At 73.4% G+C, this 24,704-nt stretch carries 30 protein-coding genes and 1 other RNA gene; 11 read left to right on the plus strand and 20 right to left on the minus strand.

Annotated features, from left to right (window positions below; all coding sequences use genetic code 11):
* Window positions 1-36: 36 nt before the first annotated feature.
* Window positions 37-801: an alpha/beta fold hydrolase gene (locus tag C7S10_RS21115; protein ID WP_207769506.1), complete on the plus strand. Its 765-nt coding sequence runs from the start codon at window positions 37-39 to the stop codon at window positions 799-801.
* On the opposite strand, the gene C7S10_RS21120 is transcribed toward C7S10_RS21115, so the two are convergent.
* The 3 genes from C7S10_RS21120 to C7S10_RS21130 all read right to left on the minus strand — a co-directional run bounded on the left by C7S10_RS21120 (window position 789) and on the right by C7S10_RS21130 (window position 3,039).
* Window positions 789-1,433, minus strand: a complete 645-nt coding sequence (locus C7S10_RS21120) for a DUF2238 domain-containing protein (RefSeq protein ID WP_133176581.1) — start codon at window positions 1,431-1,433, stop codon at window positions 789-791. The two genes, C7S10_RS21115 and C7S10_RS21120, sit on opposite strands and share 13 nt — an antisense overlap.
* 93 nt (window positions 1,434-1,526) lie before the next feature.
* Window positions 1,527-2,237, minus strand: coding sequence for a response regulator transcription factor (locus C7S10_RS21125; protein ID WP_108346766.1), 711 nt, complete (start codon window positions 2,235-2,237; stop codon window positions 1,527-1,529).
* A 139-nt stretch (window positions 2,238-2,376) separates the two neighbouring features.
* Window positions 2,377-3,039, minus strand: coding sequence for a response regulator transcription factor (locus tag C7S10_RS21130; protein ID WP_108346768.1), 663 nt, complete (start codon window positions 3,037-3,039; stop codon window positions 2,377-2,379).
* 104 nt (window positions 3,040-3,143) lie between these two features.
* On the opposite strand from C7S10_RS21130, the gene C7S10_RS21135 reads away from it, so the two are divergent.
* Entirely contained in the window at window positions 3,144-3,422 is a 279-nt protein-coding gene (locus C7S10_RS21135) for a GlsB/YeaQ/YmgE family stress response membrane protein (RefSeq protein WP_108346770.1), read from the plus strand.
* A gap of 96 nt (window positions 3,423-3,518) precedes the next feature.
* Here the strand turns inward: C7S10_RS21135 and pcaC are convergent, their stop codons facing one another.
* The 4 genes from pcaC to pcaH are packed head-to-tail and all read right to left on the minus strand — an operon-like array spanning window position 3,519 to window position 6,565.
* On the minus strand, window positions 3,519-3,935 hold the full coding sequence (gene pcaC / locus C7S10_RS21140; RefSeq protein ID WP_108346772.1) for a 4-carboxymuconolactone decarboxylase: 417 nt from the start codon (window positions 3,933-3,935) through the stop codon (window positions 3,519-3,521).
* Window positions 3,932-5,251, minus strand: a complete 1,320-nt coding sequence (locus C7S10_RS21145; RefSeq protein WP_108346774.1) for a lyase family protein — start codon at window positions 5,249-5,251, stop codon at window positions 3,932-3,934. Before C7S10_RS21145 ends, pcaC begins: the two co-directional genes overlap by 4 nt.
* Before the next feature lie 4 nt (window positions 5,252-5,255).
* Window positions 5,256-5,798: a protocatechuate 3,4-dioxygenase subunit alpha gene (pcaG, locus tag C7S10_RS21150; RefSeq protein ID WP_108346776.1), complete on the minus strand. Its 543-nt coding sequence runs from the start codon at window positions 5,796-5,798 to the stop codon at window positions 5,256-5,258.
* On the minus strand, window positions 5,795-6,565 hold the full coding sequence (pcaH, locus tag C7S10_RS21155; RefSeq protein ID WP_108346778.1) for a protocatechuate 3,4-dioxygenase subunit beta: 771 nt from the start codon (window positions 6,563-6,565) through the stop codon (window positions 5,795-5,797). Before pcaH ends, pcaG begins: the two co-directional genes overlap by 4 nt.
* Window positions 6,566-6,645: 80 nt before the next feature.
* Here pcaH and C7S10_RS21160 point away from each other — a divergent pair, with 80 nt between their 5' ends.
* Together C7S10_RS21160 and C7S10_RS21165 are read left to right on the plus strand one after the other, a co-directional pair.
* Window positions 6,646-7,413 (plus strand): IclR family transcriptional regulator, encoded by a 768-nt coding sequence (locus tag C7S10_RS21160; RefSeq protein ID WP_108346780.1) that lies wholly within the window; start codon window positions 6,646-6,648, stop codon window positions 7,411-7,413.
* A 58-nt stretch (window positions 7,414-7,471) separates the two neighbouring features.
* A complete protein-coding gene (locus C7S10_RS21165) occupies window positions 7,472-8,662 on the plus strand; it encodes a 4-hydroxybenzoate 3-monooxygenase (protein ID WP_108346782.1) in 1,191 nt (396 codons plus the stop codon).
* A 14-nt stretch (window positions 8,663-8,676) separates the two neighbouring features.
* On the opposite strand, the gene C7S10_RS21170 is transcribed toward C7S10_RS21165, so the two are convergent.
* On the minus strand, window positions 8,677-9,372 hold the full coding sequence (locus tag C7S10_RS21170; RefSeq protein WP_108346784.1) for a Type 1 glutamine amidotransferase-like domain-containing protein: 696 nt from the start codon (window positions 9,370-9,372) through the stop codon (window positions 8,677-8,679).
* Window positions 9,373-9,433: 61 nt separating this feature from the next.
* On the opposite strand from C7S10_RS21170, the gene C7S10_RS21175 reads away from it, so the two are divergent.
* Window positions 9,434-10,636: an FAD-dependent monooxygenase gene (locus tag C7S10_RS21175; protein ID WP_108346786.1), complete on the plus strand. Its 1,203-nt coding sequence runs from the start codon at window positions 9,434-9,436 to the stop codon at window positions 10,634-10,636.
* A gap of 10 nt (window positions 10,637-10,646) precedes the next feature.
* Here C7S10_RS21175 and C7S10_RS21180 read toward each other — a convergent pair whose 3' ends face one another.
* Window positions 10,647-11,006 carry a Cif family virulence factor gene (locus C7S10_RS21180; RefSeq protein WP_108346789.1) on the minus strand — a complete coding sequence of 120 codons (360 nt, stop codon included), beginning with the start codon at window positions 11,004-11,006 and terminating at the stop codon, window positions 10,647-10,649.
* 68 nt (window positions 11,007-11,074) lie between these two features.
* Between C7S10_RS21180 and C7S10_RS21185 the strand changes: the two genes are divergently transcribed.
* Both C7S10_RS21185 and C7S10_RS21190 read left to right on the plus strand, forming a co-directional pair.
* Window positions 11,075-11,527 carry a helix-turn-helix transcriptional regulator gene (locus tag C7S10_RS21185; protein WP_108346791.1) on the plus strand — a complete coding sequence of 151 codons (453 nt, stop codon included), beginning with the start codon at window positions 11,075-11,077 and terminating at the stop codon, window positions 11,525-11,527.
* On the plus strand, window positions 11,524-12,051 hold the full coding sequence (locus tag C7S10_RS21190; protein ID WP_108346793.1) for a DUF4304 domain-containing protein: 528 nt from the start codon (window positions 11,524-11,526) through the stop codon (window positions 12,049-12,051). Before C7S10_RS21185 ends, C7S10_RS21190 begins: the two co-directional genes overlap by 4 nt.
* 27 nt (window positions 12,052-12,078) lie before the next feature.
* Here C7S10_RS21190 and C7S10_RS21195 read toward each other — a convergent pair whose 3' ends face one another.
* Window positions 12,079-12,522, minus strand: a complete 444-nt coding sequence (locus C7S10_RS21195; RefSeq protein ID WP_108346795.1) for a ferritin-like domain-containing protein — start codon at window positions 12,520-12,522, stop codon at window positions 12,079-12,081.
* 190 nt (window positions 12,523-12,712) lie between these two features.
* On the opposite strand from C7S10_RS21195, the gene C7S10_RS21200 reads away from it, so the two are divergent.
* The 3 genes from C7S10_RS21200 (at window position 12,713) to C7S10_RS21210 (ending at window position 15,559) form a co-directional block, all read left to right on the plus strand.
* Window positions 12,713-13,975, plus strand: coding sequence for an MFS transporter (locus tag C7S10_RS21200; protein ID WP_108346797.1), 1,263 nt, complete (start codon window positions 12,713-12,715; stop codon window positions 13,973-13,975).
* Window positions 13,976-14,078: 103 nt separating this feature from the next.
* Window positions 14,079-14,570, plus strand: coding sequence for a SigE family RNA polymerase sigma factor (locus C7S10_RS21205; RefSeq protein ID WP_108346967.1), 492 nt, complete (start codon window positions 14,079-14,081; stop codon window positions 14,568-14,570).
* Window positions 14,567-15,559, plus strand: a complete 993-nt coding sequence (locus C7S10_RS21210; protein ID WP_108346799.1) for a hypothetical protein — start codon at window positions 14,567-14,569, stop codon at window positions 15,557-15,559. The genes C7S10_RS21205 and C7S10_RS21210 overlap by 4 nt, the downstream gene beginning before the upstream one ends.
* Here C7S10_RS21210 and C7S10_RS21215 read toward each other — a convergent pair.
* Genes C7S10_RS21215 through C7S10_RS21245 form a run of 7 tightly spaced genes read right to left on the minus strand, consistent with a single transcriptional unit; the run spans window position 15,525 to window position 20,923 of the window.
* The gene (locus C7S10_RS21215; RefSeq protein WP_108346801.1) at window positions 15,525-16,697 is read right to left on the minus strand and encodes a sensor histidine kinase; all 1,173 of its coding nucleotides are present in this window, start codon (window positions 16,695-16,697) and stop codon (window positions 15,525-15,527) included. The genes C7S10_RS21210 and C7S10_RS21215 overlap by 35 nt on opposite strands.
* Window positions 16,694-17,380 carry a response regulator transcription factor gene (locus tag C7S10_RS21220; RefSeq protein WP_108346803.1) on the minus strand — a complete coding sequence of 229 codons (687 nt, stop codon included), beginning with the start codon at window positions 17,378-17,380 and terminating at the stop codon, window positions 16,694-16,696. The genes C7S10_RS21215 and C7S10_RS21220 overlap by 4 nt, the downstream gene beginning before the upstream one ends.
* A gap of 1 nt (window position 17,381) precedes the next feature.
* Window positions 17,382-17,783 carry a hypothetical protein gene (locus C7S10_RS21225; protein ID WP_133176582.1) on the minus strand — a complete coding sequence of 134 codons (402 nt, stop codon included), beginning with the start codon at window positions 17,781-17,783 and terminating at the stop codon, window positions 17,382-17,384.
* 5 nt (window positions 17,784-17,788) lie between these two features.
* Window positions 17,789-18,949 (minus strand): molybdopterin-dependent oxidoreductase, encoded by a 1,161-nt coding sequence (locus C7S10_RS21230; RefSeq protein ID WP_108346807.1) that lies wholly within the window; start codon window positions 18,947-18,949, stop codon window positions 17,789-17,791.
* Window positions 18,946-19,608 (minus strand): class I SAM-dependent methyltransferase, encoded by a 663-nt coding sequence (locus C7S10_RS21235; protein ID WP_165807266.1) that lies wholly within the window; start codon window positions 19,606-19,608, stop codon window positions 18,946-18,948. Before C7S10_RS21235 ends, C7S10_RS21230 begins: the two co-directional genes overlap by 4 nt.
* A complete protein-coding gene (locus C7S10_RS21240; RefSeq protein WP_207769507.1) occupies window positions 19,605-20,258 on the minus strand; it encodes a TIGR04282 family arsenosugar biosynthesis glycosyltransferase in 654 nt (217 codons plus the stop codon). The genes C7S10_RS21235 and C7S10_RS21240 overlap by 4 nt, the downstream gene beginning before the upstream one ends.
* The gene (locus C7S10_RS21245) at window positions 20,255-20,923 is read right to left on the minus strand and encodes a glycosyltransferase family 2 protein (RefSeq protein WP_108346811.1); all 669 of its coding nucleotides are present in this window, start codon (window positions 20,921-20,923) and stop codon (window positions 20,255-20,257) included. The genes C7S10_RS21240 and C7S10_RS21245 overlap by 4 nt, the downstream gene beginning before the upstream one ends.
* 114 nt (window positions 20,924-21,037) lie before the next feature.
* Between C7S10_RS21245 and C7S10_RS21250 the strand changes: the two genes are divergently transcribed.
* Window positions 21,038-22,366, plus strand: coding sequence for a hypothetical protein (locus C7S10_RS21250; protein ID WP_108346813.1), 1,329 nt, complete (start codon window positions 21,038-21,040; stop codon window positions 22,364-22,366).
* A 51-nt stretch (window positions 22,367-22,417) separates the two neighbouring features.
* Here the strand turns inward: C7S10_RS21250 and C7S10_RS21255 are convergent, their stop codons facing one another.
* The 3 genes from C7S10_RS21255 to rnpB form a co-directional block, all read right to left on the minus strand.
* A complete protein-coding gene (locus C7S10_RS21255; RefSeq protein ID WP_108346815.1) occupies window positions 22,418-23,467 on the minus strand; it encodes an NAD-dependent epimerase/dehydratase family protein in 1,050 nt (349 codons plus the stop codon).
* Window positions 23,464-24,264 (minus strand): S-methyl-5'-thioadenosine phosphorylase, encoded by an 801-nt coding sequence (locus tag C7S10_RS21260; RefSeq protein WP_108346817.1) that lies wholly within the window; start codon window positions 24,262-24,264, stop codon window positions 23,464-23,466. Before C7S10_RS21260 ends, C7S10_RS21255 begins: the two co-directional genes overlap by 4 nt.
* Before the next feature lie 29 nt (window positions 24,265-24,293).
* An RNA gene (rnpB, locus tag C7S10_RS21265) (RNase P RNA component class A) lies at window positions 24,294-24,676 on the minus strand.
* Window positions 24,677-24,704: the final 28 nt, after the last annotated feature.

The following is a 24,704-nucleotide window of genomic DNA, read 5'->3' on the forward strand; positions in this document are numbered from 1 at the left end:
GCGTGAGCGTCGCGTCCGTGAACAGGAGGAGAGCCCGTGCCCTACGTCGACCTCGGTGGCATCGCCGGCTACTACGAGCAGCACGGGCCCGTCGACGGCGAGCCGGTGCTGCTCCTGCACGGCGGGCACTGCTCGATCGAGACGTGGGCGCCCCAGGTCGAGGCGCTCTCGCCGCGCTACCGCGTGCACGCCCCCGAGCGACCCGGACACGGCCGGACCGCCGACCGCCCCGGACCGTTCACGTTCCGGGCGATGGTCGACGACACCGTCGCCTACCTCGACGCGGTGGGGCTCGAGCGGGTGCACGTCGTCGGGTTCAGCGACGGCGCGATCACCGGGTTGATGCTGGCCCTCGAGCACCCGCAGCGCGTGCGGTCGCTGGTCTCCATCAGCGCCAACCTCGACCCGTCGGTGTTCGACGACGGGGACGAGCCCGCGGCCGGGGGCGACCCGGAGGAGGATCCCGAGGACGCGGCGTACGCCCGGCTCTCGCCCGACGGCCCGGCGCACCTCGAGGTCGTGGTCGGGAAGCTGGTCGCGATGTGGCAGGTCGAGCCGCAGATCGACCCCGCCGACCTGGCCCGGGTCGGGGCGCCCACGCTCGTGCTGGCCGGTGACCGCGACTCGATCCCGACGACCCACACCGTCGGCATCGCCCGAGCCGTCCCGGGCGCCCAGCTGTGCATCGTGCCGGGAGCCGGGCACCTGGTGATCCGCGAGAAGCCCGACCTCGTCAACCGGGCGATCGAGGACTTCCTCGCAGGGCTCGGTCGAGTTTCGGCGAGCCGTCAGCCGGTGTGAGCCGCCGCGCGGGCGGGCAGCGGAACGGGCTCGAGGAGCAGGCCGCGTCGCCACAGGCGGTGGACCACCATGGCCCCGACGACCGCGCCGGTGGTGCCCAGGGCGAGGTCGCCCAGCGTGTCGGCGTACACGAAGGCCCGATCGGTGGCGCGGCTGAGGAACGCGAAGTATTCCGCGAGCTCCCACGCGATGGCCCCGGTCGCACCGATGGCGAGCCCGCGCTCGACGCACCGCGCCAGGCCGCTCGAGCGGGGGAGCGTCAGCAGGATCACGGCGGCCGCGAGCAGGCCGGTGTTCATGAAGTGCATCCAGTCGTCGAACCACACGACCGTGTCGTAGAGGTCCATCCGGTTGCCGAGGATGTCGGTGAAGCAGGTGACGGTGATCAGCAGGTCGGGCACCCACGGGAAGGCCATCTTGTCCTTCCACAGCGTCCACCACAGGAACGGCACGGTGAACGACGCCAGCGGGTAGCCGACCGCGCGCATGCCGGCTGCCTTGTCCCGCATGTTGCCCTGATCGGGGTAGAGCAGGGCGAAGACGAGGAGCAGGACGAGCGCTCCCTTGGCCAGCACGTTGGCCGTCCTGGCCACCGGCGGGGTCGCCGACGACACGATCACTGCATCACTCACACGCACTCCCCGGGGTCGGCTGCGCCCCACGACAGGTCACGCGTTGCGGGGACAGTCTCTCACCCCGCCGGCGACGACAGCCCCCGGTCCGCCTCAGCCGGCGTCGAGCGACTCCATCGACCCGTCGGCGACGGCCACGACCGGCGCGTCGCCCGGCACGGTGACGGGCACGCCGATGCCGCGCGTGTAGTCGACGGCCGGTGCGCGCATCCCGTGGGTCACGCCCCACAGCACCGCCTTGGCGCGGCTGTCGACGCCGATCGTCTGGTAGCAGGAGCGGATGTAGGACTTGATGGAGTTGATCGACACCCCGAGCTGGGTCGCGATCTCCTTGTTGCTCAGGCCGTTGGAGATCAGCGAGAGCACGTCGGCCTCGCGTTCCGTCAGGCCGGCCGCACGCCCCGGCCAGTCGCTGCCGGAGGCGACGGCCACGGGGTGCATCGGGGCGACGACGCGACGACCGGAGTGGATCGCCTGGAGCGCCTCGATCAGGTGGGTGCGGGGGAGCGCCGTGGACAGGTAGCCGTCGTACCCGCGACGCAGCATGGTGTCCGACGCGGCCGGGTCGAAGCTGCGCGTGTAGGCGACCACCCGCTCGAAGCGGGGGTCGACGATCATCCGCTCGGCGCCGAGGTCGGGATCCTGTACGGCGGCGAAGGGGTCGTGCAGGACGAGGTGCACCGGGACCTGGGTGAGCCGGTTGGCGTCGACGACCTCGACGGGGACCCGAGAAAGCCGGAACATCGCGGCCACGCCGTGGGCGACGACCTCCTCGTGGTTGACGAGCGCTATCCGCAGGGTCATCGTCGCGGCCCCTGCCGGGTGCGCGTGCGTCGGGTCACGAATCGGGCCATGGTCTCTCCTGATGACGGGGAATGCTGGGTGCAGCACGCCCCCGTACCCGAATGTCCCGATCTGATTCGCAGCACCGGACGAGAGGTTGTCAGGGGCCGCCGCGCCAGTGGTCGATGCGGCGGTGATCGGGGAGGAAGCCGTGGTGGACGCCCCACAGGACGGCCTGGGTGCGGCTCTCCACGTCGATCTTGCGGTAGAGCTGGCGGATGTAGGACTTGACGGTGTTGGGGCTCAGGTAGGTCAGGGCCGCCACCTCGGCGTTGCTCTTTCCCTGCGTGATCAGGGCGAGGATCTCGGACTCCCGCTCGGTCAGACCCTCGGTGCGGCCCGGCCAGTCGCCGGGCGTCGCGGTCGCCCTGGTCGTGGGCTCGCTGACGACCTGCTCGCCGGCGTGGACCGACTCGAGGGCCGTCACCAGCTCGCGCGCCGTCAGCGCCTTGGAGAGATATCCCTGCACGCCCAGGTCGCGCGCCATCGACACCAGGTCGGGGTGGAAGTTCCAGGTGTAGATCACGACCCGGCGCGCCCGTGGGTTGTCGATCAGGGCCTTGACCTCGTCGTGGTCGGACTCCGGCTGCGCGAAGGAGTCGTAGAGCGCGATGTCGACGTCGTCGACCAGTGGTTTGTTGGTGTCGATCTCCGCCACCACGACCCGGTCGCGGTAGGGCTCCAGCATGGTGGCGACGCCGACCACCACGACGTCGTAGTCGTCGACGAGGGCGAGGTGGATCGGGCCCGTCCGCTCGGTCATGGCGGTGAGACTAACCCACCCAGGGGTGTGTTGCACCCCTCTCCGGGGTGGTTGCGTACACCCCAGGGGCGGCGACCGCGGCCCCTCGACGGAAAGGCACCCTCATGCTCGGACTCATCCTCACCATCCTCGTGGTCGGCGCGATCGCCGGCTTCGTCGCGCGCCTGCTCGTGCCCGCCCGCCAGGACCTGTCGGTCGTGGCCACGATCCTGCTCGGGATCGTCGGCTCGCTGATCGGCGGGCTGCTCGGCTACCTGCTGTTCCACAAGGACGCCGACGACGGGCTCTTCCAGCCCGCCGGCATCATCGGCTCGATCATCGGCGCCGTCATCGCCCTCGTCGTCTGGCAGATGTCGCAGCGCCGCAGCGCCAGCCACGCCTGATCCGGCCTGACCCGCGCCTGACCCGCGCCCGACCGCCGTGCTGGCGCCGGAGCCGCACCGGCTCCGGCTCTGGCGCCCCCACGGTGGTCTCGCTGGTCAGCCCCGGTCGTCCTCCACCTGCGCCAGCACCTGTTGCGCGACCCGGAACGCCGCGTTGGCGTCGGGGACGCCGCAGTAGACCGCGGACTGGAGGATGACCTCCTTGATCTCGTCCACGGTGAGGCCGTTGGTGAGGGCCGCCCGCACGTGCATCGCCAGCTCCTCGTGGTGCCCGCGGGCGATCAGGGCGGTCAGCGTGATCATCGAGCGGCTGCGCCGGTCGAGCCCGGGACGCGTCCAGATCCCGCCCCAGGCGTACTCCGTGATGAACGCCTGGAAGTCGGCGGTGACGTCGGTCGTCGCGGCGGTGGCGCGGTCGACGTGGGCGTCGCCGAGCACCTCGCGCCGCACGGCCATGCCGGCCTCGCGCACCTCCCGCACGGTCTGCTCGTCGCGGGTCGACGGGTCGCTCATCGGATCTCCTCGGGTGACTGGTCGGGGGCGGGCTGGGCCAGCACGGCGACGGCCCGGGCGAGCGGGGCCTCGACGAAGGCGTCGGTCGCTCCGAGGTAGTCGGCCGCGGCGGGGCGGCCGACGAGGTCGGCGAGGCTGCGCTGCTCGGCCCGCACGTCGTCGTACGCCGCGTGCAGGGTCGAGGCCATCCGGTCGGTGTGCACCTGGAGGCCGCGGAGGAGGTCGGTGGTCTGCTCCCCGGCGACGACGGCGCGGCGCAGCAGGGTGCGCAGCGTCGACCACTCGGCGTGCCACGGACCGGCGGAGCGCTCGTCGGTGGCCTCGGCCGCGGCGACGTGCAGCGTCGCCGCGAGCTGGGGGGTGGTGAGGGCGGCTCGTCGCACCAGCGTGGAGAGCACCGGGTTGGACTTGTGCGGCATCGTCGAGGAGCCCCCGCCGGTGCCCTCGGCGAGCTCGCCGACCTCGGGTCGGCTGAGCGTGATGACGTCACCGGCGATCCGTGACCACGCGTCGGTGCACCGCACGGCGCCGTCGCCGAGACGGGTGATCGTGGCGCGCGAGGTGTGCCACGGGGTCGAGGGGACGAGGCCGAGCCGGGCGGCGAGGTCCGTCGACACCTCGTGCACCACGTGGACCGGGTCGGGGTGTCCGCCGGCGAGCTCGACGGTGCCGGCCATCGTGCCGGCCGCTCCGCCGACCTGCACCGGCAGGACCAGGGTCGCCAGGTCGTCGTACGCGTCGAGGACACCGGTGAGCCAGCCGGCCGCCTTGAGGCCGAAGGTCGTGGGAACGGCGTGCTGGCCGAGGGTGCGCGCGACCATGGGGGTCGTGCGGTGGGTCTCGACGATCCGGCTCAGGACCTCGACCTGGGCGCGGAGCGAGAGCCGCAGTCGGGTCACCGCGCCCCGCGAGCAGCGCATCAACGCGGTGTCGAGCACGTCCTGGCTGGTGAGCCCGCGGTGCAGCCAGCGGGCGGCGTCACTGTCACCCGGCCCGTCACCCGGCCCGTCGCCCAGCCCGTCGTCCAGCCCGTCGCGCAGCCCGTCGCGCAGCCCGTCTCGCAGCCCGTCTCGCAGCAGGGCGACGAGCGGCATCACCGGGTTGCCGCCGTCCTCCGAGCGTGCGGACAGCTGACGACGGACCTCGGGGGTCACGAGGGCGCCCAGGTCGTGCGTGTCGGCGCCCGGGGGCGCGACGCCAGCGGCGACCAGCGCCGCGAGCCAGGCGGTCTCGACGTCGACCATCGCCGCGAGCAGCGCGTCGTCCGAGAGGAGGTCGCCCGCGCGCTCGTCGCCGGGCCAGAGGAGGTCAGCCATGGGGTCAGTGTCGCGGGTAGGTGAGGAAGACCGTCTCTCCCTCGCCCTGCAGGCGGACGTCGAACGCGAATCCCTGCCGGTCCGCGGTGGCCACCAGCGTCGAGCGACGGTCCGCGGGCAGCGACCCGAGGAGCGGGTCGCCGCCCAGCGCGGGCCCGGGCAGGTAGGCGCGGGTGAAGAGCCGGTTGGGCAGGCCGCGGGCGAACACCGTGAGCGCGAAGAAGGGCGCCCCGCCCGACACCGACCCCGGGGCCACGGTCGCGAAGGACCAGTGGCCGGCGTCGTCGGTCGCGCTGCGGCCCCAGCCGGTGAACGTGAACCCGTCCCGGCGCAACGAGCCCGGTTCGCGCGGCACGTGTCCGTCCGCGTCGGCCTGCCACAGCTCGACCAGTGCGTCGGGGACGGGCGTGCCGGCACCGTCGAGCACCCGCCCGTGCAGGCGGACGGCGTCGGCGCGACCGGGCGGCACGAGCTCGCTGTCGCCGGGGTAGGGGAGGGCGTCGTGGAAGAACGGGCCGACCGTCTGGCCGGGGGTCGGGGTGCTCACGCGTCGTCCTCCGTCTCGTCCTCGGTGGGGGTGCGGTGGGTGCCGGTCAACACGATGTCCCAGCGGTAGCCGGTGCTCCACTCGTGCTGCGAGAGGTCGTGGTCGTACGCCGCCACGAGCCGCTCGCGCGACCGCGGGTCGACGACGGTCTGGACGATCGGGTCGAGGTCGAACAACGGGTCGGACGGGAAGTACATCTGCGTCACGAGCCGCTGGGTGAACTCGGTGCCGAACAGCGAGAAGTGGATGTGGGCCGGACGCCAGGCGTTGCGGTGGTTCTTCCAGGGGTAGGGCCCGGGCTTGATGGTGGTGAACCGGTAGGTGCCGTCGTCGTCGGTCAGGCAGCGACCCATGCCGGTGAAGTGGGGGTCGAGGGCGGCGGGGTGCTGGTCGCGCTGGTGGATGTAGCGCCCGCCGGCGTTGGCCTGCCAGATCTCCACGAGCTGGCGACGCACCGGCCGGCCGTCACCGTCGAGGACGCGCCCGGTCACGACCATCCGCTCGCCGATCGGTTCGCCGCGGCCCTGCACGGTCAGGTCGGACTCGAGGGCGCCGACGTCGCGGTGCCCGAAGGCCGGTGCCCACAGCTCGATGCCCTCGGGGTCGACCTGGTGGAGGTCCTTCGTCGGGTGGCGCAGGACGCTGCTGCGGTAGGGCGGGTAGTCGAGGCGCGGTTGCGTCTCGCTCGCGCCGCGACCGAGGGTCCCGGCGATCGTCGCGATCTCGGCGCTGATCTCGGCCTGGGTGGCCAGCTGGTCGTCCGTCACGCGGAGAACGGTAGGGCGGGCGTGGTTCCCCGTGCCGCGCGTCCTTCCACTGACCGGAATCGTCGTGCGAGCATGGCGGCATGGCGGGACGGCTCTCCACTCCCGGGACGACCGTCACGAGCCGCGCCCTGGCGCTCCTCGGCGCGTTCGACGAGGACCACCGCCGGCTCACGCTCACCGAGCTGGCGGCACGCGCCGGGCTGCCCGTGCCGACGGCCCACCGCCTGGTCGGCGAGCTCGTCGCGTGGGGCGCGCTCGCGCGGGACCCGCGGGGACGGTTCGCCATCGGGCGACGGCTCTGGGACCTGGGCCTGCTGGCGCCGGTGCAGACCGGCCTGCGGCAGCTCGCGTCGCCGTACCTCCACGACCTGTACGGCGCGACGCTGGACACCGTGCACCTCGCGGTGCGCGACGGGCTGGAGGTGCTCTACCTAGACCGCCTCGCCGGCAACACCTCGGTGCCGGTCGTCAGCGACATCGGCTCGCGCCTGCCGATGCACAGCACCGGCGTCGGGAAGGTGCTGCTGGCCCACGCACCCCCGGAGGTGCAGGCCGACGTGCTGTCCGACCTGCGCCGCATCACCCCCTACACGGTGGTGCAGCCGGGGACGCTGCGCCGCCAGCTCGCCCGGGTGCTGCGCGACGACTACGCGACCACGGTCGAGGAGATGAGCCTGGGCGCCTGCTCGGTGGCCGTGCCGATCCGCGCCGGGTCCGACGTGGTGGCCGCGCTGGGGATCGTCGTGCCCGGCCTGCGCAACGACCGCGCCAAGTACGTCGCCGCGCTGCAGGTCGCCGCGCAGGGCGTCGGGCGGGCCCTGGCAGCGGCCCGCCGCGATCCGAGCTGATTCCGCCCAGCGGAAGATCGGCGTCGTCGTCGGACGATGCCGCGAGCAGACTGCGTGCATGGACCGCACCATCACGAGCACCAGCGTCGCGATCGTCGGGGGTGGCCCGGCGGGCCTGATGCTCAGCCACCTCCTCGCGCTCGCCGGCATCGAGTCGGTGGTCGTCGAGATCCGGACCCGTCAGCAGATCGAGGAGACGCACCGCGCGGGCATCCTCGAGCAGGACAGCGTCCGGCTGCTCGTCGAGTCGGGCGTCTCGGACCGCGTGCTGCGCGACGGCGACGAGCACGAGGGGATCGAGCTCGCCTTTGGCGGAGGCCTGCACCGGGTCGACTTCCGAGCGCTGGTGGGCGCGTCGTGCCAGCTCTACCCGCAGACCGAGGTCTTCACCGACCTGGCCGACGCCCACGCCCGGGAGGGCCGCGAGGTCCGGTTCGGGGTCAGCGACGTCACCGTCCACGACGTCGGGACCGACCGGCCCGCGGTGTTCTTCACCGACGCCGACGGCACCCACCACGAGCTCCGCTGCGACTACCTCGTCGGTGCGGACGGCTCCCGCAGCACGTGTCGTGGGGCCGTGCCCGAGGCGAGTCGTGCGCAGTACTTCCGCGAGTATCCCTTCGCCTGGTTCGGGATCCTCTGCGAGGCGCCGGCCAGCGCGCCGGAGCTGATCTACAACCACTCCGAGCGCGGGTTCGCGCTGATCAGCCAGCGCACGCCGGCGCTGCAACGGATGTACTTCCAGTGCGACCCCGCCACGGACGTCGCCGACTGGCCCGACGACCGGATCTGGGAGGAGCTGCAGACGCGGCTCCAGGCCAACGGGCACACGCTGCACGAGGGAGCCATCACCTCGACGTCGGTGCTGCCCTTCCGCAGCTTCGTGCAGGAGCCGATGCGCCACGGCCGGCTCGTGCTCGCGGGCGACGCCGCGCACACGGTGCCGCCCACCGGGGCGAAGGGTCTCAACCTCGCCCTCGCCGACGTCCGGGTGCTGGCCGAGGAGCTCGAGCGGGCGATCGTGCGGAAGGACCCGTCAGCGCTCGACGACTACTCCGTCCGCGCGCTGCGCCGGGTGTGGAAGGCGCAGCACTTCTCCTACTGGATGACCACGATGCTGCACACGCTGCCCGAGGCGTCGCCGTTCGACGTACGCCGCCAGGTCGGCGAGCTCACCACGCTGGTCGGGTCGACGGCCGGGTCGAGCTATCTGGCCGAGGGCTACACGGGGTGGCCGACCGCCCGGTGACCCAGCGCGGTGACCTAACGCGGCGTGGGGCTCGACCCCCGGGTCCGCAGCTCCTGCCACTGCCCCTCGGACACGACCTCGACAACGCCGTCGACCACCGCGATGGCGGTCTGGTCGTCCATCGCGTAGGCGGGGTTGGGGATGCTCGCCGCCCACTCCTCGGCGATGGCGATCGAGTTGCCGGGCCTGCCGTCAGCGGCGAGGTGCGGGCAGATCGAGAAGTCGACGAGCCCCAGCGTGGAGTCGTCGCCCGACGGGGGCCGCCACTGGATGAAGTCGTCGCCGACCACCGGGGTCATCACCATGCTCCCGGCGCTGAGCCCGACCCACACGGTCTGCGTGAGCGACGGGATCAGGTCCACGAGGCCCGACTCGCGCATCCAGTGGCACAGGTAGAGGACGTCGCCGCCACCCGCCAGCAGGACGTCGGCCTCCCGCACCACCGGCACCCACCGATCGTCACCGAGGCTCGGCAGCGCGGTCAGCTCCAGCACGCCGACCGACTTCCAGCCCAGGTCGACCATCGGGTTCTCGGAGGTGCCGCTGATGAACTCCCACGCCCTGACGCCCGAGGCGAGCATCGGATGCCCGTACGACGCCGTGGGGATGCACAGCGCGGTCGACTCCTCGATCGGCTTGCCGAGGAGCGACACGAGCGTGTCGCGGATGCTGGCGTTGGTCACGCCGCCGGAGGTGAGGAGCAGCTTCACGAAGCCTCCTGGGGGATGAGTGGCGACGCCGACGTTTCGGGCGGCCCTGAAGGATGGTGGCATGAGCGACGACACCGTGCGACCCACCCGCGTCCTGGTGACGGGCGCGAGCATCGCCGGCCCCGCGGCGGCGTACTGGCTCGACCGGATCGGCCACGACGTCACGGTCCTCGAGCGGGCCCCCGAGCCGCGCGAGGGCGGGCAGAACATCGACGTCCGCGGCCTGGCCCGCGACGTGCTCGAGCGGATGGACCTCCTCGACGCCGTGCGCGACGCCGGCACGGGCGAGGTCGGCCTCAGGTTCGTCGACGACGACGGCGGCACCGTCGCCGAGTTCCCGACCGACGCCGAGACCGGTGACGGCCCGACCGCGGAGCTGGAGATCCTGCGCGGCGAGCTGGCCCGCCTGCTGCGGGACGCCTGCGGCGACCGCGTCACCTGGTGGTACGGCGACCACGTCACCGCCCTCGACCAGGACGAAAGCTCCGTGACCGTGAGGCTCGACGGCGGCGACGCCCACGAGTTCGACCTCGTCGTGGTCGCCGAGGGACCGGGCTCGGCCACGCGCGACCTGGTGATGACCGGCGACGACGAGCCCGAGCTCGACCGCCTCGGGATGTACTGCGCGTGGGCGACCATCCCGCGCACCGCGGACGACGACCGATGGTGGCGGTGGATGAGCGTGCCGGGGTCGCGCTCGGTCAACCTGCGACCCGACAACCTCGGGACCACGCGGGCGATGCTCAACTTCATGACCGACGAGACCGGGCTGGCCGACCGGTCGCCGGCCGAGCAGCGCGCCGACCTCCGCGAGCGGTTCGCCGACGTCGGCTGGGAGGCGCCGCGCATCCTCGACGCCCTCGACCGTGCGGACGACCTGTACGTCGACGACCTCACGCAGGTGAAGTGCCCGACCTGGAGCCGCGGCCGCGTGGTCCTGCTCGGCGACGCCGCGTGGTGCGTCACGCCCATCGGTGGCTTCGGCACCTCGCTCGCGCTCATCGGCGCACAGGTCCTCGCGGCGCAGCTCGCCAGGGCGCCGTACACCGAGGCGTTCGCTGCCTACGAGGAGTGGCTGCGCCCGCTGGTCGACGACGTCCAGGACCTGCCGCCCGGCACCCCGCGCGTGGCCAACCCGCGCTCACGCCTCGGCGTCGCGCTGTTCCGGGCCGGGACGAAGCTCGCCGCGACGGCGCCGGCCCGGGCCGCGTTCTCGAAGCTGTCGAGCGACTCGGGCTCGGACCGCACGCTGCCGGACCTCTGAGGGCTGCGGCTCACAGGGGGAGTGAGGTGAGCACGGCGACCTGCCAGCCGTCGCCGGTGCGCGCGAGCTGGTAGCAGAATCGCTCCTGCTCGGTGCCGCCGTGGCTCCAGCGCACGTCGGCCCAGATCGCGTCGTCGCTCGCGGCCAGGATCGTGATGTCGGGTTCCGCGGTGTCGACGCCGTCGTACTGCGCCCAGGACGAGGCGAAGAACTGCTCGGTCTGGGTGCGGTCGCCGACCGCGATGGCCTGCCCCGGGAAGAGCACGAGCGCCGGCACGGCGTAGAGGGAAGCGACGGCTCGCTCGTCGCGGTCGAGGAGCGCGGCGGCGTACTGGTCGAAGAACTCGTCGGTGATCTGTGTGGTGTCCATGGCACCACCGTGACGGCCGAACCAGACACGCCGGTGTCGTGTTCCGAGGATTCGTCTAGCGTCGAGGGATGGATCTCTCGTCCGCCTCCCGGGACAGCCACCTCGCCCTGCGTCGGGTGGAGCGGCAGCAGTGGTTGGTGGAGCGGTTGTACGCAGCCCACGGCGCTCTCCTGGTCCTCGACGACCTGGCCCGGGAGCTCGGCGTCTCCGCCCGCACGGTCGCGCGGGACGTCGCGCGACTCCGCGACGCCGGCCTGCCGCTGGAGAGCCGCCAGGGCCGTGATGGCGGCGTTCGGCTCGACGTCACGCCGGACCGGTTACGGGCCGTCGACCTCGACCTGCCGGAGATCGCCGCCCTGCTGTCCTCGCTGGCCGTGCTCGGGCCGACCGTCAGCCCCAGCGCCACGTCCGCTGCGCGCAAGCCCGTCGCCGCGCTCCGCCAGCGAACGCCGACGGCGTCAGCGCCGCTCAGCGCGTCCTCGGGGGAGGTCCGCCCGCCTGATGTGAGGCTCGACCCATGACCGAGATGCCGCCCGAGGACAGGGCGTTGTTCAAGCGGCTCAAGGCGTGGAAGCACCGGCCGAAGGACTTCAGCCCCGGCTCCGAGGCGGACCCGACTCCTCGCCAGGTCTACGACCGCCTGATGAGGGAGTCGTTCGCGCCCGCGCTCCGGTCGGCGGGGTTGAAGGGGTCGGGCGGTCGCTTCGAGCTGCCGTCCGAGACGCACTGGTCGCTGCTGGGGTTCCAGAAGTCGAGCCACAGCGACTCGAACAGGCTCGAGTTCACGGTGAACCTCTCCGTCATCAGCAGGCAGGTGTGGGAGGAGCAGGCTCCGACCAGAGCACACCGCGGGACGAAGCCCGCTCCCAGCACCTTCTACGGGTCGTGGGCCGACCAGACCCGCATCGGGCTCCTCACCCCGTCCGGCGAGGACCTGTGGTGGTCGCTCGACCGAGGCGAAGATCCGCGCGTGGTGGAGGAGCATGTCGTCTCCACCCTGCTCGACCTCGCCGTGCCGTGGTTGGTGGCACGGTCGAGTGCGTAGGTCGGGTCGCGCGGAGCCGCCGGGCAGCTATCCGGCGGCGCCCAGCGCCTTCACCTCGTCGCGGCCGGCGACGACCGCCGCGTGCTGTCGGGTGACGACCTCGCGGAAGCCGGAGCTGAGGTCGAGCTCGAGAGCCTTCTCGTACTCCGAGACCGCGTGGTCCTCGCCGGTGGCGGCGGCCTTCAGGACGCCGGATGTGTCGTCACCGGTCAGTGCGTCCTTGAGCGAGATCCAGCCGCGGTGGAGGGCCGCCGCGGCGGACCCGCTCTCGTCGACGTCGTCGCCGTACTCGTGGCCGAGGGCGACGATCTCGCGGTGGAACCCGGCCCGCTGGCCGGAGAGGCGTTGGAGGGTCTCGGCCCACTCGGGGTGGTCGCTGTCGCGCAGCTTCTCGGCTGCGTCGGCGAAGCCGCGCTCGCCGTCCTTGAGCGTCTCCACCAGCTCCTTGGCGGCCTTGGCGTCGTCAGACATCGTGCGCTCCTTCGTGTTGGGGTCGCTCCATGGTCTCCTGCCGGGGCGGGCGCCGGATCACCCGTGAGGGTGCCCGGCGGCGTCGTGATGGCCCGTCGGGGTGATTCCACTGGACGGAAAGCGGCGGTGGTGGCCCGGATGTGGCGGGTGTCACGGTGAGGTCGCACCCGACCCCCGCCGAGGAGCCCACATGTCCACCGCCCAGACCGAGTCCGCACGCAGCGCCCCGTCCGCCGGGAGGGCCTGGCCCGTGATCCTGTGCTGGGTCGCGGTCGCCCTCGACGGGTTCGACCTCGTCGTCCTCGGAGCCGTCATCCCGACGCTGTCGAAGTCGGGCGACCTCGGGTTCACCGACTCCTCGCTCACGCTGGCCTCCACGCTGGGGCTGGTCGGAGTGGGACTCGGTGCCGTCACGATCGGACCCCTCGCCGACCGCTTCGGACGACGCCGGAGCCTGATCGCGAGCATCGCCCTCTTCTCCCTGCTGACCATCGCGGTCGCCTTCGCACCCGACGTCCCCACCTTCATCACGCTGCGCTTCCTCGCCGGCCTCGGGCTCGGCGCGTGCCTGCCGACCGCGCTGGCCTACATGACGGAGGCGGCGCGCCCCGGACGGGGCGGGACCGCTGTCACCCGGATGATGACCGGCTACCACGTCGGTGCCGTGCTGACCGCGCTGCTGGCCCTCTGGCTCGTCGAGGACCGCGGCTGGGAGTCCATGTTCATCGTCGGCGGGGTGGCCGGCCTGCTCGTCGTCCCCGTCCTCTGGGCCAAGCTGCCCGAGTCGGAGACCTACCTGCGTGCCGTGGCCGAGCGCGAGAGCGGCGCGGCGACGAGCGTCCCGCGCAGTGCCGACGTCGTGCGCGGCGCCTACCTCCGCGTCAGCATCGGGCTCTGGGTCGCGTCCTTCATGGGCCTGCTGCTGGTCTACGGCCTCAACACCTGGCTGCCCAAGATCATGGGGGAGGCGGGCTACTCCATCACCGCCGGCACCCAGCTGCTGCTGGTCCTCAACCTCGGTGCGGTCATCGGCCTGCTCGTCGCGGGCGCGATCGCCGACGTGCGGGGCAAGAAGCCGACCGTGCTCGCGTGGTTCGGCCTCGCCGCAGTGTTCCTCGCCCTGCTGTCGGTCAAGCTCGAGAGCACCCTCGCCGTGTACGCCGCGGTCCTGCTGGCCGGGATCTTCGTGTTCAGCGCCCAGGTGCTGGTCTACGCGTTCGTCGGCCACCTCTACCCGCCGGAGATCCGCGGCACCGCCCTGGGCATGTCGGCCGGCGTCGGCCGGATCGGTGCCATCGTCGGGCCGTCGCTCGGCGGCCTGCTCGTCACCGCCGGCATCGCCTACCCGTGGGGCTTCTACGCCTTCGCGCTGGCCGCGGTGCTCGCGGTGGTCGCAATGTCGCTGGTCCCCGCGCACGTCCGGGACAGGGCTGCCGAGGCCGCGCGCGCCTGAGCAGGCCCGTCTACGCTCCCTGCTGCGCGGGTGATCGTCACGGGCGCAGGAAAGCACGACGAGGGCCTCAACCTTCGGCCGGGGTGGTGTCTCTGTAGTGGTGATGGGACACGACGCTTCTTTCTCCGACTTCATGGCCGCCCGGTGGTCGTCGCTCTACCGCACGGCGTACCTCCTCACCGGCTCGCACCACCAGGCCGAGGACCTGCTCCAGGACGTGCTGGCGCGGACCTCGGTGCGGTGGCGCTCGATCCGCGACAAGAACCTCGCCGAGGCCTACGTCCGGCGTGGCCTGGTCAACCAGGCCGCGCGCGGATGGCGTCGGCGCGGTCGCGAGTCGCTGGTCGAGGAGCTGCCGGACGCCGGTCACGGCGGGGGAGTGGACGTGCACGCCGAGCACCTGGCGCTGTGGGACGAGATCCGTCGCCTGCCGCCACGGATGCGCGCCACGCTCGTCCTGCGCTACCTCGAGGACCGGCCCGAGAGCGAGGTGGCCGAGCTCCTCGGGGTGTCGGTCGGTTCCGTCAAGAGCCAGACGCACCACGCCCTCAAGCGGTTGCGTGCCGCGATGACCGAGATGGAGCCCATGCCATGACGATCCCCGACATCCGAGAGACCCTGACCGCGGTGCGCGACTCCGTGCCCGTGCCCCCGGTGGACCAGGTCGCCTTCCGGGCGCGAGTCCGTGGGGCCAGGCGTCGCCGCGTCGCGGTCCGCGCGATCGGTGTCGGTACGGCGGCCGCCGTGCTGGCCGCGGTCGTCACCGTGGCTCCCCGGCTGGTCGACGCCGACGGGCAGCAGGTGGCCGCGCAGTCGGCGGCGCCCCGGATCCCGGTCGCGGTCGGCGGGCAGGTCCGCCTCCTCGGCGACGACGGCGAGCTGACCGGCAGCGGGTCGACCGGCACGATCGTCGGCACCGTCGACGGTGACGTCGTCACCCTCGACGCGGGCGTGCTGAGCGGACCGGGGGACAGCCGCACGTCCGGGGTCGTCGCCGCCTACGCCAGCAGCGCCGGCGTCACGTACCAGTCCGACGACCTCTCGATCACGCTGCCGGACGGGCGGACGGCCCCCGCCGACGACCCGCTGGTCGCGGCGGGCGACGCGGGGTGGGTCACCCAGCACGATCGCGTCCTCACGGTCCACGGGCCGGCGGGCGACCACGTCCTGCGGCTCGGGAGCGACGGGTCGAGGTCCCAGCCAGGCACGGTCGAGGTCGGAGGCGCGATCGTCGCGGTCACCGCCGACGGAACCGTCGGCCTGTACGACGTCTCCGGCGCCCGCCGGGCGGGGTTCCTCGGCGGTGTCACCGGCGCGATCTCGCCCGACGGTGCGACGTACGCCTACGCGGCCAACGCCGAGGAGCGCGCCGCGGGGATGCGACCGGGCCTCGTCCTCCACGACGTCGCCACCGGCACGACCCGGGGTGTCTCCCTCGGCCAGGACGCGGTCGACCTGGCGTGGCACGACGGGCGGCTGCTCGTCCTCACCGAGGAGGGCACGAGCCGCACCCTCTGGGAGTGCGACGTCCTCGCCTGCCGCTCGCTGGTCACTGCTGCGGACGGGGACCTGTCGCTGCGGTGACGGGCAGGCGTACGACGAAACGGCAGCCGACGACGGAGTCGTCGCCGCCGACGTTGGCGACCTCCACGCTGCCGGCGTGGGCCTCGACGATGCCCCTGACGATGGCGAGGCCGAGACCGGCGCGGCCGGCGGCGTGGGGAGCGGCGGGGTCGGCGGGGGTCCGTGCCTCCGCACCCCGGAAGGCGATGTCGAAGACCCGGTCCATCGTCTCCGACTCGATCCCGCCGCACTGGTCGGCGACGGTGAGCTCGACCTCGTCGCCGATCGTCCGGGCGCTGACCTGCACCGAGCCGTCGGTCGGGGTGTGGCGGATGCCGTTGATGATGAGGTTGCCCAGGACCCGGCCGATCCCGGCGGGGTCGACGGCGACATGGAGCCCGGGCTGCACCTCACCACCGAGATGGACGCGTTGCTCGCGGGCGACGGCATCGGCTCCGGCGATCGCCTCGCTGACGAGGTCGCCGAGCAGCACCACCTCGGGGTGCAGCTTGAGCACGCCGGCGTGGATGCGGGAGAGCTCGAAGAGGTCGTCGACCATCGCGACCATCCGGTCGACCTCGCCGCGGATCTGGCGGTGGTAGCGCGGCGGATCGATGGCGATCCCGTCCTCCAGCGCCTCGGTCATCGCCCGGATGCCGGCGAGCGGCGTGCGGAGGTCGTGCGAGACCCAGGAGACGAGCTCACGACGCGACTCCTCGAGCCGTGACTCGCGGGCCGAGGCCTCCTCGAGCCGGGCTCGGGCACTCGCCAGCTCGCCGGCCAGCTCGCGCAGCTCGGTGGGGACACGGGGCGCCTCGGTGTCGGTGACGTCCTCGTCGCCGAGCCGCCGGACGTGGTCGCGAACGGACCGCGACCACCGCACCAGGGCGTGGGACAGGATGCCCGCGACCGCGAGGGACATGACCGCGGCCGACAGGGTCACCAGCATCACCACGCTGAGGTCGTGGGACGAGAGCAGCATCAGCTGGGCGACGGCGACGACCCCGACCAGCACGGTCAGGGTCGAGACGACCGACACCAGCGCGAGCTGCCAGCGCAGCGACCGTCCGCGCAGTGACCACCCGGCGAGCAGGCCAGCGACACCGACCACGGCACCACCACCGGCCGCAGTGAGGATGATGACGAGCTGGTCGTTCACGAGGCGGCGTCCCAGCGGTAGCCGATGCCCCAGACGGTCACCAGGCGGACCGGCGTGGTGGGGTCGGACTCGACCTTCTCCCGCACGCGGCGCACGTGGACGGTGACGGTGGACGAGTCGCCGAACGACCAGCCCCAGACGTGGCGCATCAGGTCCTCCCGGCTGAAGGCCTCACCGGGGTGGGCGGTGAGGAAGGAGATCAGGTCGAACTCGCGCAGCGTGAGCACCCGCTCGGCACCGGCCTGCGTCACGGTACGGCGCCGACGGTCGACGACGAGGTCGCCGTCGGTGGTGACGGGCGGCAGCGCGGGTGTCGCGTCGCCGCCGCTGCGCCGCAGGACCGAGTCGACGCGCAGCACCAGCTCTCGCGGGCTGAAGGGCTTGGTGACGTAGTCGTCGGCGCCCGTCTCGAGGCCCAGGACGCGGTCCTGCTCCGCACCGAGCGCGGTGAGCAGGATGACGGGGACATCGGACTGGAGCCGCAGCCGACGGCACACCTCGAGCCCGTCGAGGCCGGGCATCATCACGTCGAGCACCACCAGGTCGGCGCGCTTGCGCTGGTGGGCTCCGAGCGCTGCGGACCCGTCGCCCGCCTCGTCGACCTCGTGGCCGGCGGCCTCGAGGTAGGACACCACGACCTCCCGGACGGTGACGTCGTCGTCGACGACCAGCACCCGCGCCACGTCAGCCGCCCGTCCGACGGGCGCGGACGGCGCCGGCCACGCCGACCGCGGCCACGGTCGCCAGGGTGAGCAGCGACCAGGACACGAGGTAGGGCCGGTCGAGGAGGGTGGCGTTGTCGGGGCGCGCGCCGAAGCGTCCGAGCACCGGGATCGCCATCACCGAGACGCTGCCCCACACCACGAGTGCGAGGGTGGCGGGCGCGAGCCACGGTCGGGGCAGGACGCGTCGCGCGAGGACCGCCAGCACGATCGCGACGCCGGCGATGACGCCGTCGTGCAGCGCCACACCCGCGCCCAGCCACACGGCGACCTCGACCAGCTGCACCGGGTCCTGGCGGGTCAGCGCGAGCACGGCGCCGTACACCCCGAGCGCGACGCCGAGCGCACCGACGGTCAAACGCACGGGGCTCACGTCGTCACCTCCAACGAGGCCAGCCACTTGGTCTGGAGCACGCCGGGCCGGTTGGGCGCGATCACGCGGCACGGGAAGCCGTGGTCGACGGACAGCGGTTCGCCCGCCAGGTCGAGAGCCAGGAGCGTGCGGGCGTCGGCGGCGAAGCCCGCGGGCAGGATCGTCGCGCGATAGGGCCCGCTCGGCTGGAGCGAGCGCACGACCACGTCGCGGTCGGCCGGGGCGGAGGCAGCGGCCAGCACGTCGGCCACCCGGACCCCGGACCACCGACCCTCCGCGCTCCAGCCCTCGACGCAGGCGATGGGCAGGTCGACCTCGTGCTGGTCCATCGCCCGGAGGTCGGCCAGCCGGAGCCGCGAGCGCACCTCGCCGTCGACGACGACCTGCAACGCCCAGGCGGGGTCGGTCGCCGTGTCGAGCACGTCCGCCGAGGCGGCGCTCTTGTTGATCGGGACGCCGCCGGGCCCCTCGCCCGAGCGGACGGCGAGGACGCTGACGCGGCGCAGCCACGGCACCGTCCCTCCGGCGGTCGCCAGCACCGCCACGCCGGCGGCCACCCAGGTCGACCGGAGCAGCGTGCGGCGCGAGAGCACGCCGGCCGACCGGGCGGCGGGTCGGTCGAGCGCGTCGCTGTCGACGTCGGCCCCGAGTGCGGCCCGGATGCGCGGGAGCTTCACCGCGACGTGCACCAGCAGCGCTCCGATCGCGACCCAGGCGATGGCGTAGTGGGTGGTGCGGAAGGAGAACTCGCGCCACGGATACCACTGGGCCGCGTTGGCCAGGCCCGTCGCGAGCTGGAAGATCGCCGTCGCGACGAGCACGGCGATCGAGGCGCGCTCCAGGCCGACGCCGACGAGTCGGCGCCCCGCCCGGAGGTCCACCCGCTCGAAGAGGAGGGGATAGACCGACCAGAGCTTGACCAGCAGGAGCGGCACCGCGGCACACCCGGTGACGACGTGCAGCCCCTGGGTGAGGCGGTAGCCCCAGGCCGGGCCCGTGGGGAACGGCACGACGGGCGACGGCGTCTGCGCCCAGTGGCTGACGAGGCCGGTCAGGAAGCAGGTGCCGAAGCAGATGCCGAGCCACAGGCCGACGCGCGCCGCCACGGCCGGGCTCCGGAGCCGGGAGGTGAAGTCGTCGGGGTGCGGGATCTTCACGGTTGCTCCGCCAGCACGGTGGCCCAGCGGGCTTGCTGCGCGTCGTCGAGGGTGCTCAGCCGGTGCGCCGACACCAGCACCATCCCGGCGGCGGCAGCGACCGCGGCGACGTCGTCGACGGCCAGGAACGCCCAGCGGAACGGGCGGCAGCGCCCGTGGGGGACCTCCAGGGTCGACCAGCCCGACGAGGAGCCCGACCCCGGTGCGGCGACTTCGACGACGGCCTGCCCGCCCGGCCGGAGCACCTCGCGGATCCGGCGGAGCAGTCGCGCCGGGTCGCCCGCGATGCCCACGTTGCCGTCCGCGAGGAGCACCGTGCTCCAGGATCCCTCGTCCGGCACCGTGTCGAAGACGTCCGCCACCACGGCCTCCGCGCCGCGTTGCCGGGTGAGGTTCACCGCCTCGGCGACGACGTCCACGCCGAGGGCGCGGTGCCCCCGCAGCGTGAGCTCGTGGGTGAGTCGACCGGGCCCGCACCCGACGTCGAGCGTGGGGCCGTCGCACAGGTCGAGGAGGGCGTGGTCGTCGTCGTCGGCCGGGCTGGTCCACGACTCGACCGGCAGCTCCGACGGGCCTCGCCCGGAGGAGTGGGCGACCCGGGCGCGTGCACCGCGCAGGGCGTAGGTGAACGCGTCCGTGAAGGACAGCTCGGCGCTCACTCCCGCCCCTCCCATTCCCTGAAGGACGCGGCGAACTGTGTGTGCGGAGCGAGCCGGGCCACCTCGGCGGCGTCCGCCACCGTGTCGACGTCGCGCAGCGCGGCCGTCACGCCCACCCGGTGACCGGCGGCACGCAGCGCCGACCGGGTGTCGTCGTACGTCGTCGGGGTGGACATCGCGACCCCCGCGAGCGGCACCGACACGGCGGGGTCGCGCCGGGCGAGCAACCACCAGCCGCCGTCGTCGGCGGGCCCGAGACAGGCGTCGAAGGCCGCCAGGTCGGCCACGGCGCCGTGCAGCAGGTCGGGCGTCAGCTGCGGGGTGTCCATGCCGATCTGGAGGACGGTGCCGTGACCGGCGTCCTCGTGGGCGGCGACCAGGCGTTCGGCGAACGTCGCCCCGCGCTGGGGAGTGACGGTCCACCCGCTCACCGCGGCGGCGAGCTGGGCACCACGAGCTCCGCCGGCCAGGTCGCCCTCGAGGGCGAGGTGGCCGGTGAAGCCGGGGGCGGCGTCGACCGCGGCGATCGTGTCGAGCAGCGCGGCGGCCGCGAGGTCGGCCGCCACCTCGTCGCCCGTGGCCGCCGCGAGCCGGGTCTTGGCCCGACCGGGCACCGGGACCTTGGCCATCACCAGGACGGTCGCGGTCACGACAGCACCCGCCAGAAGTCGCGGGCCGCCCGAGCCGTGCCGACGATCGAGCCGGACACCTTGGAGCGGGTGCCCTCGGCCCGCGGGTGGTAGGCGACGTCGTGCTCGACGACCCGCCACCCGGCGCGGGTGACGGCCTGGAGGAGCTCGACGGGGTAGCCGAAGCGGCGGTCCTGGAGGTCGAGGTCGAGCATCGCCTGCCGGCGGAAGACCCGCATCGGTGCGATGTCGTGGACGGTCGTGCCGATCGAGCGCCGCAGCCACGCCAGGATCAGCGCGTTGCCCAGCCGGGCGTGCCACGGCCAGATCCCGCGGCGCGTCGGGCGCCGCCGGCCGACGGCGATGTCCGCGCGCCCCTCCCGCACGTCGGCGAGCAGCGGGAGCAGGTCGGCGGGGTCGAACGAGCCGTCGCCGTCCATCACCGCGACGTAGTCGTGCGTCGCGGCGACGAGACCGGCGTGGACCGCTGAGCCGTAGCCGGGCACCGGCTCGACGGCCACACGGGCGCCCACGCCGCGGGCCACCTCGGCCGTGCCGTCGCGCGAACCGTTGTCGACGACGATCACGGCGAGCTCCGCAGGCACCCTCGACAACAGGGCCGGGAGCGCCAGCGCCTCGTCACGGCACGGCAGCACGAGGTCGCAGACAGTGGTGGCGCTGGTCATGCTCTCGACCCTAGGTCGTCCGTTCGCTGAGCGAACCATCCCCAGGGCTTACGAAACTGTGACGGACGATCCCGCCAGGTGGGCCGTGCCCGTGCCACCCCTAGGGTCGAGGTCATGACCGCGAGGGACCCGGCCGTGCGAGTGGCCGCGCTGGGCCTGGTGGCCGCGGCGGTCGTCCTGCTCGCGTCCTTCCTCGTCCCTCCGCTCGCGGGGTGGGACGTCGACGCCCGCAGCGACATGCTCGGTGTGCCGCCCACCCACGGCTACTGGCAGGCCAAGGTCGGCGTCGGCACGCTGCCCGCCATCGTCCTGGCCGGCCTCGGCGTGTGGCGGGCGGAGGGGTGGGCACGGGCGTGGTCGTGGCGCCGGCTGCTGCTGGCGTCGTACGTCGTCGCGGTGGCGTGGCTGATCTCCCTGGCGCTCGTCGACGGGACCGACGGGTTGACCCGGGTGATGACCAACCACCACGAGTACCTCATCACCTCCCGCGAGGTCACCGACGTGCCGGCGATGCTGCGCGAGTACGTCGACCGGATCCCGAACTCGCACCCGGACAACTGGCCGACCCACCTCGCGGGCCACCCGCCCGGTGCCGTGCTGTTCTTCGTGGCCCTCGTCCGCGTCGGCCTCGGCGGTGACCTGGCCGCCGCGCTCTCGATCGTGGCGGTCGCGGCCAGCATCCCCGCGGCGACCCTGGTGACGCTGCGCCGGCTCGGCGTCGACCGGCTCGCGCGGCTGGCGGCCCCCTTCCTCGTGCTGAGCCCGGCCGCGGTCTACCTCGCGGTGTCGGCCGACGCGGTCTTCGCGGCGTGTGCGGCCTGGGGGCTCGCGGCGCTCGCGGCGTCGGCCACCTCGGTGTCACGGCGTGGTCTCGCCGGCTGGGGCGTCGTCGCCGGCGTGCTGCTCGGCTGGTGCGTGATGAGCTCCTACGGCCTGCCGCTGCTCGGTGTCCTGGCGCTCGCCGTGCTCTGGCTGGCCCGCTCGTGGTGGCCGCTGCCGATCGCTGCGGCCGCCGCCCTGGTCGTCGTCCTCGGCTTCGCCGTGGCCGGGTTCGCCTGGTGGGAGGCCTACCCGGTGCTGGTCGACCGCTACTGGGACGGCATCGCGGCGACCCGCCCGGCGTCGTACTGGATGTGGGGCAACGTCGGCGCGCTCCTCGTCTCGGCCGGTCCGCTGCTGGGAGCCGGTGTCGCCGTCGCGGCGCGCCGGCACTCGGGGGAGGCGCGGACGATGTCGGTGCTCGCGCTGGCTGCACTGGCCTCCGTCGCCATCGCCGACCTCACCCGGATGTCGAAGGCCGAGGTGGAGCGCATCTGGCTGCCGTTCGTCCCGTGGATGACGCTGTCGCTGGCGCTGCTGCCGACGACCTGGCGGCGGTGGGGGCTGGCCCTCCAGGTGCTCGCCGCGCTGCTCGTGCAGCACCTGCTCTACACCTCGTGGTGAGTCGAGTGCGCTCCCGGCAGTAGTTGCGCCGGGCCTGCGCACTCGACCGGGTCACGTCCGCAGCGGTGCCGTCGCGAACGCGGCGAGGCCCGTCGCCGGGTCGACCCCGGCGCGGAAGCCGAGCGCGCTGGCGGCCAGCTCCGGGGACGCGACCACGTGCCGCACGTCGCCGGGACGGAAGCCGCCCGTCACCTCGGGCTCGAGGTCACGCCCCGTCCCTGCGGTGACCTGCCGTGCGACGTCGAGGATCGTGATCGGCGTGCCCGAGCAGACGTTGTACGCCGCGAAGCGGGGCGTGGCCTCCGACGCCACCTGCTCGAGGGCCAGCACGTTGGCGCGGGCGACGTCGTCGACGTGGACGAAGTCGCGCACCTGGCCGCCGTCCTCGAAGACCTGCGGCCGCTCACCGCGCTCGAGCGACGACCGGAACATCGCCGCGACGCCGGAGTAGGGGGTGTCGCGCGGCATCCCCGGCCCGTAGACGTTGTGGTACCTCAAGGCCACGGCACCGGCTCCCGCCTGCCGCACCCACGACGAGGCGTAGTGCTCCTGGGCCAGCTTGCTCGCGGCATAGCTGCTGCGCGGGTCGAGCCGGGCATCCTCCGGCACCAGCGCCCACGCGAGCGAGCCGTCGCAGACGGGGCAGTGGTTCTCGAAGTCGCCGCCCTCGAGGGTGGCGACCTCGCGCGCCGGCGGCTGCTGGGCGCCGTGGTCGGGGCAGGTGTAGCGACCCTCGCCGTACACGACCATCGAGGAGGCCAGGACCAGCCGGTCGACGCCGGCCTCGTGCATCGCGGCCAGCAGCGCCGTCGTCCCGAGGTCGTTGTGGGAGGCGTAGGCCGGCAGGTCGCCGACGCGCACGCCCGCGCCGACCAGCGCGGCCTGGTGGCAGACGACGTCGGTGCCGCGCAGCAGGTCTGCCCACTCGTCGGACGCCGCCTCGCGGACGTCCATCAGGTGCACGCCGTCGGGCGGGACGGCGCTGCCGTGGGCCGAGTCCAGCATCAGGTCGACGCCGACGACCTCGTGGCCGGCGGTGACGAGCTGCTGCCCGATCGCGGTGCCGATGAAGCCGGCCGCACCCGTCAGGAGGACCCTCACCGGCCCGGCACCTCGTAGGTCAGCTCGACGCCGTCCCACCACGAGCCGCAAGCGCAGTCGTCGGGATCGGGCAGCGCGCCGATCGCGTCGGAGAGCAGGCCGGTCAGGCGCTCGAGGTTGGCCCGGAAGAGCGCGAAGACGTCCTCCTGCCCGACGCCCTCGCCGGACTCGGCGCCGGCGTCCATGTCGGTCACCAGCGCGAGGGAGGCGTAGCACTGGCCCATCTCGCGCGCGAGCGCGGCCTCGGGGGCGCCGGTCATGTTGATCAGGTCCCAGCCCTGCTCGGCGTAGTGGCGCGACTCCGCGCGGGTCGAGAAGCGCGGGCCTTCGACGACCACCATCGTGGCCCCGTCGTGCACGTCCGGGTCCGCACCGGACAACGCGGCGCGCACACCCGGGCAGTACGGGTCGGCGAACGGCAGGTGCACGGCGCCGGACTCGACGAACGAGCCGACGCGGCGGAAGGTCCGGTCGACCAGCTGGTCGGGGACGACGAGGTCCCCGGGCGCGACGCTGTCGCGGAGCCCGCCCACCGCGCAGGGCGCGAGCACCTGTCGTACGCCGAGCGAGCGCAGGGCCCAGGCGTTGGCGCGGTAGCCGATGCCGTGGGGTGGCGCCTCGTGGTGCTTGCCGTGGCGGGGGAGGAAGGCGACCGACCGGCCGGCCACCTCTCCCACCGCGATCGGCGCCGACGGGGCGCCGTACGGTGTCGCGACCTCGTGCTCCGTCGCGTCGCGCAGGAAGGAGTAGAACCCGGAGCCACCGATCACGGCCACGTCAGCGCGAGGGGTCGTCATGTCGTCACCCTAGCCAGCGACCCCTGTGGCGAATGGGCTGGCCTGTAGGCCGGGTTCTGTGACGCCCGGTTCGAGAACCGGGTGCCGGCGACCATCCATCTACGAGAGCCGTTGCCGACTCCCTCCAGCGATCTACCCGTGTGCTCGGGCGGGCCGCCCTCGGACGCACACTGTCTGATCTTGCTCCGGGTGGGGTTTACCTAGCCGCACCGGTCACCCGGCACGCTGGTGGGCTCTTACCCCACCGTTTCACCCTTGCCGCCCTCGGCCGGAGCCTCGTGCGGCGGTCTGTTCTCTGTGGCACTGTCCCGCGGGTTGCCCCGGATGGTTGTTGACCATCACCCTGCCCTGTGGAGCCCGGACCTTCCTCGGCGCTCCCCGAGGGGAGCGACGCGGTCGCCCGGCCAGCCCATTCGCGACCCCAGTGTGGCAGGAGCAGG

The sequence above is a fragment of the Nocardioides currus genome (assembly GCF_003057875.1).
Taxonomy (GTDB): Bacteria; Actinomycetota; Actinomycetes; order Propionibacteriales; family Nocardioidaceae; genus Nocardioides; species Nocardioides currus.

Coding starts and splice junctions, on each gene's coding strand:
- C7S10_RS21125 (WP_108346766.1), bottom strand. CDS start 2,237: ATGACCCTGCGGATAGCGCTCGTCAACCACGAGGAGGTCGTCGCCCAC.
- C7S10_RS21130 (WP_108346768.1), bottom strand. CDS start 3,039: ATGACCGAGCGGACGGGCCCGATCCACCTCGCCCTCGTCGACGACTAC.
- C7S10_RS21135 (WP_108346770.1), top strand. CDS start 3,144: ATGCTCGGACTCATCCTCACCATCCTCGTGGTCGGCGCGATCGCCGGC.
- pcaC (WP_108346772.1), bottom strand. CDS start 3,935: ATGAGCGACCCGTCGACCCGCGACGAGCAGACCGTGCGGGAGGTGCGC.
- C7S10_RS21145 (WP_108346774.1), bottom strand. CDS start 5,251: ATGGCTGACCTCCTCTGGCCCGGCGACGAGCGCGCGGGCGACCTCCTC.
- C7S10_RS21160 (WP_108346780.1), top strand. CDS start 6,646: ATGGCGGGACGGCTCTCCACTCCCGGGACGACCGTCACGAGCCGCGCC.
- C7S10_RS21165 (WP_108346782.1), top strand. CDS start 7,472: ATGGACCGCACCATCACGAGCACCAGCGTCGCGATCGTCGGGGGTGGC.
- C7S10_RS21175 (WP_108346786.1), top strand. CDS start 9,434: ATGAGCGACGACACCGTGCGACCCACCCGCGTCCTGGTGACGGGCGCG.
- C7S10_RS21180 (WP_108346789.1), bottom strand. CDS start 11,006: ATGGACACCACACAGATCACCGACGAGTTCTTCGACCAGTACGCCGCC.
- C7S10_RS21185 (WP_108346791.1), top strand. CDS start 11,075: ATGGATCTCTCGTCCGCCTCCCGGGACAGCCACCTCGCCCTGCGTCGG.
- C7S10_RS21190 (WP_108346793.1), top strand. CDS start 11,524: ATGACCGAGATGCCGCCCGAGGACAGGGCGTTGTTCAAGCGGCTCAAG.
- C7S10_RS21195 (WP_108346795.1), bottom strand. CDS start 12,522: ATGTCTGACGACGCCAAGGCCGCCAAGGAGCTGGTGGAGACGCTCAAG.
- C7S10_RS21200 (WP_108346797.1), top strand. CDS start 12,713: ATGTCCACCGCCCAGACCGAGTCCGCACGCAGCGCCCCGTCCGCCGGG.
- C7S10_RS21205 (WP_108346967.1), top strand. CDS start 14,079: ATGGGACACGACGCTTCTTTCTCCGACTTCATGGCCGCCCGGTGGTCG.
- C7S10_RS21210 (WP_108346799.1), top strand. CDS start 14,567: ATGACGATCCCCGACATCCGAGAGACCCTGACCGCGGTGCGCGACTCC.
- C7S10_RS21245 (WP_108346811.1), bottom strand. CDS start 20,923: ATGACCAGCGCCACCACTGTCTGCGACCTCGTGCTGCCGTGCCGTGAC.
- C7S10_RS21250 (WP_108346813.1), top strand. CDS start 21,038: ATGACCGCGAGGGACCCGGCCGTGCGAGTGGCCGCGCTGGGCCTGGTG.
- C7S10_RS21260 (WP_108346817.1), bottom strand. CDS start 24,264: ATGACGACCCCTCGCGCTGACGTGGCCGTGATCGGTGGCTCCGGGTTC.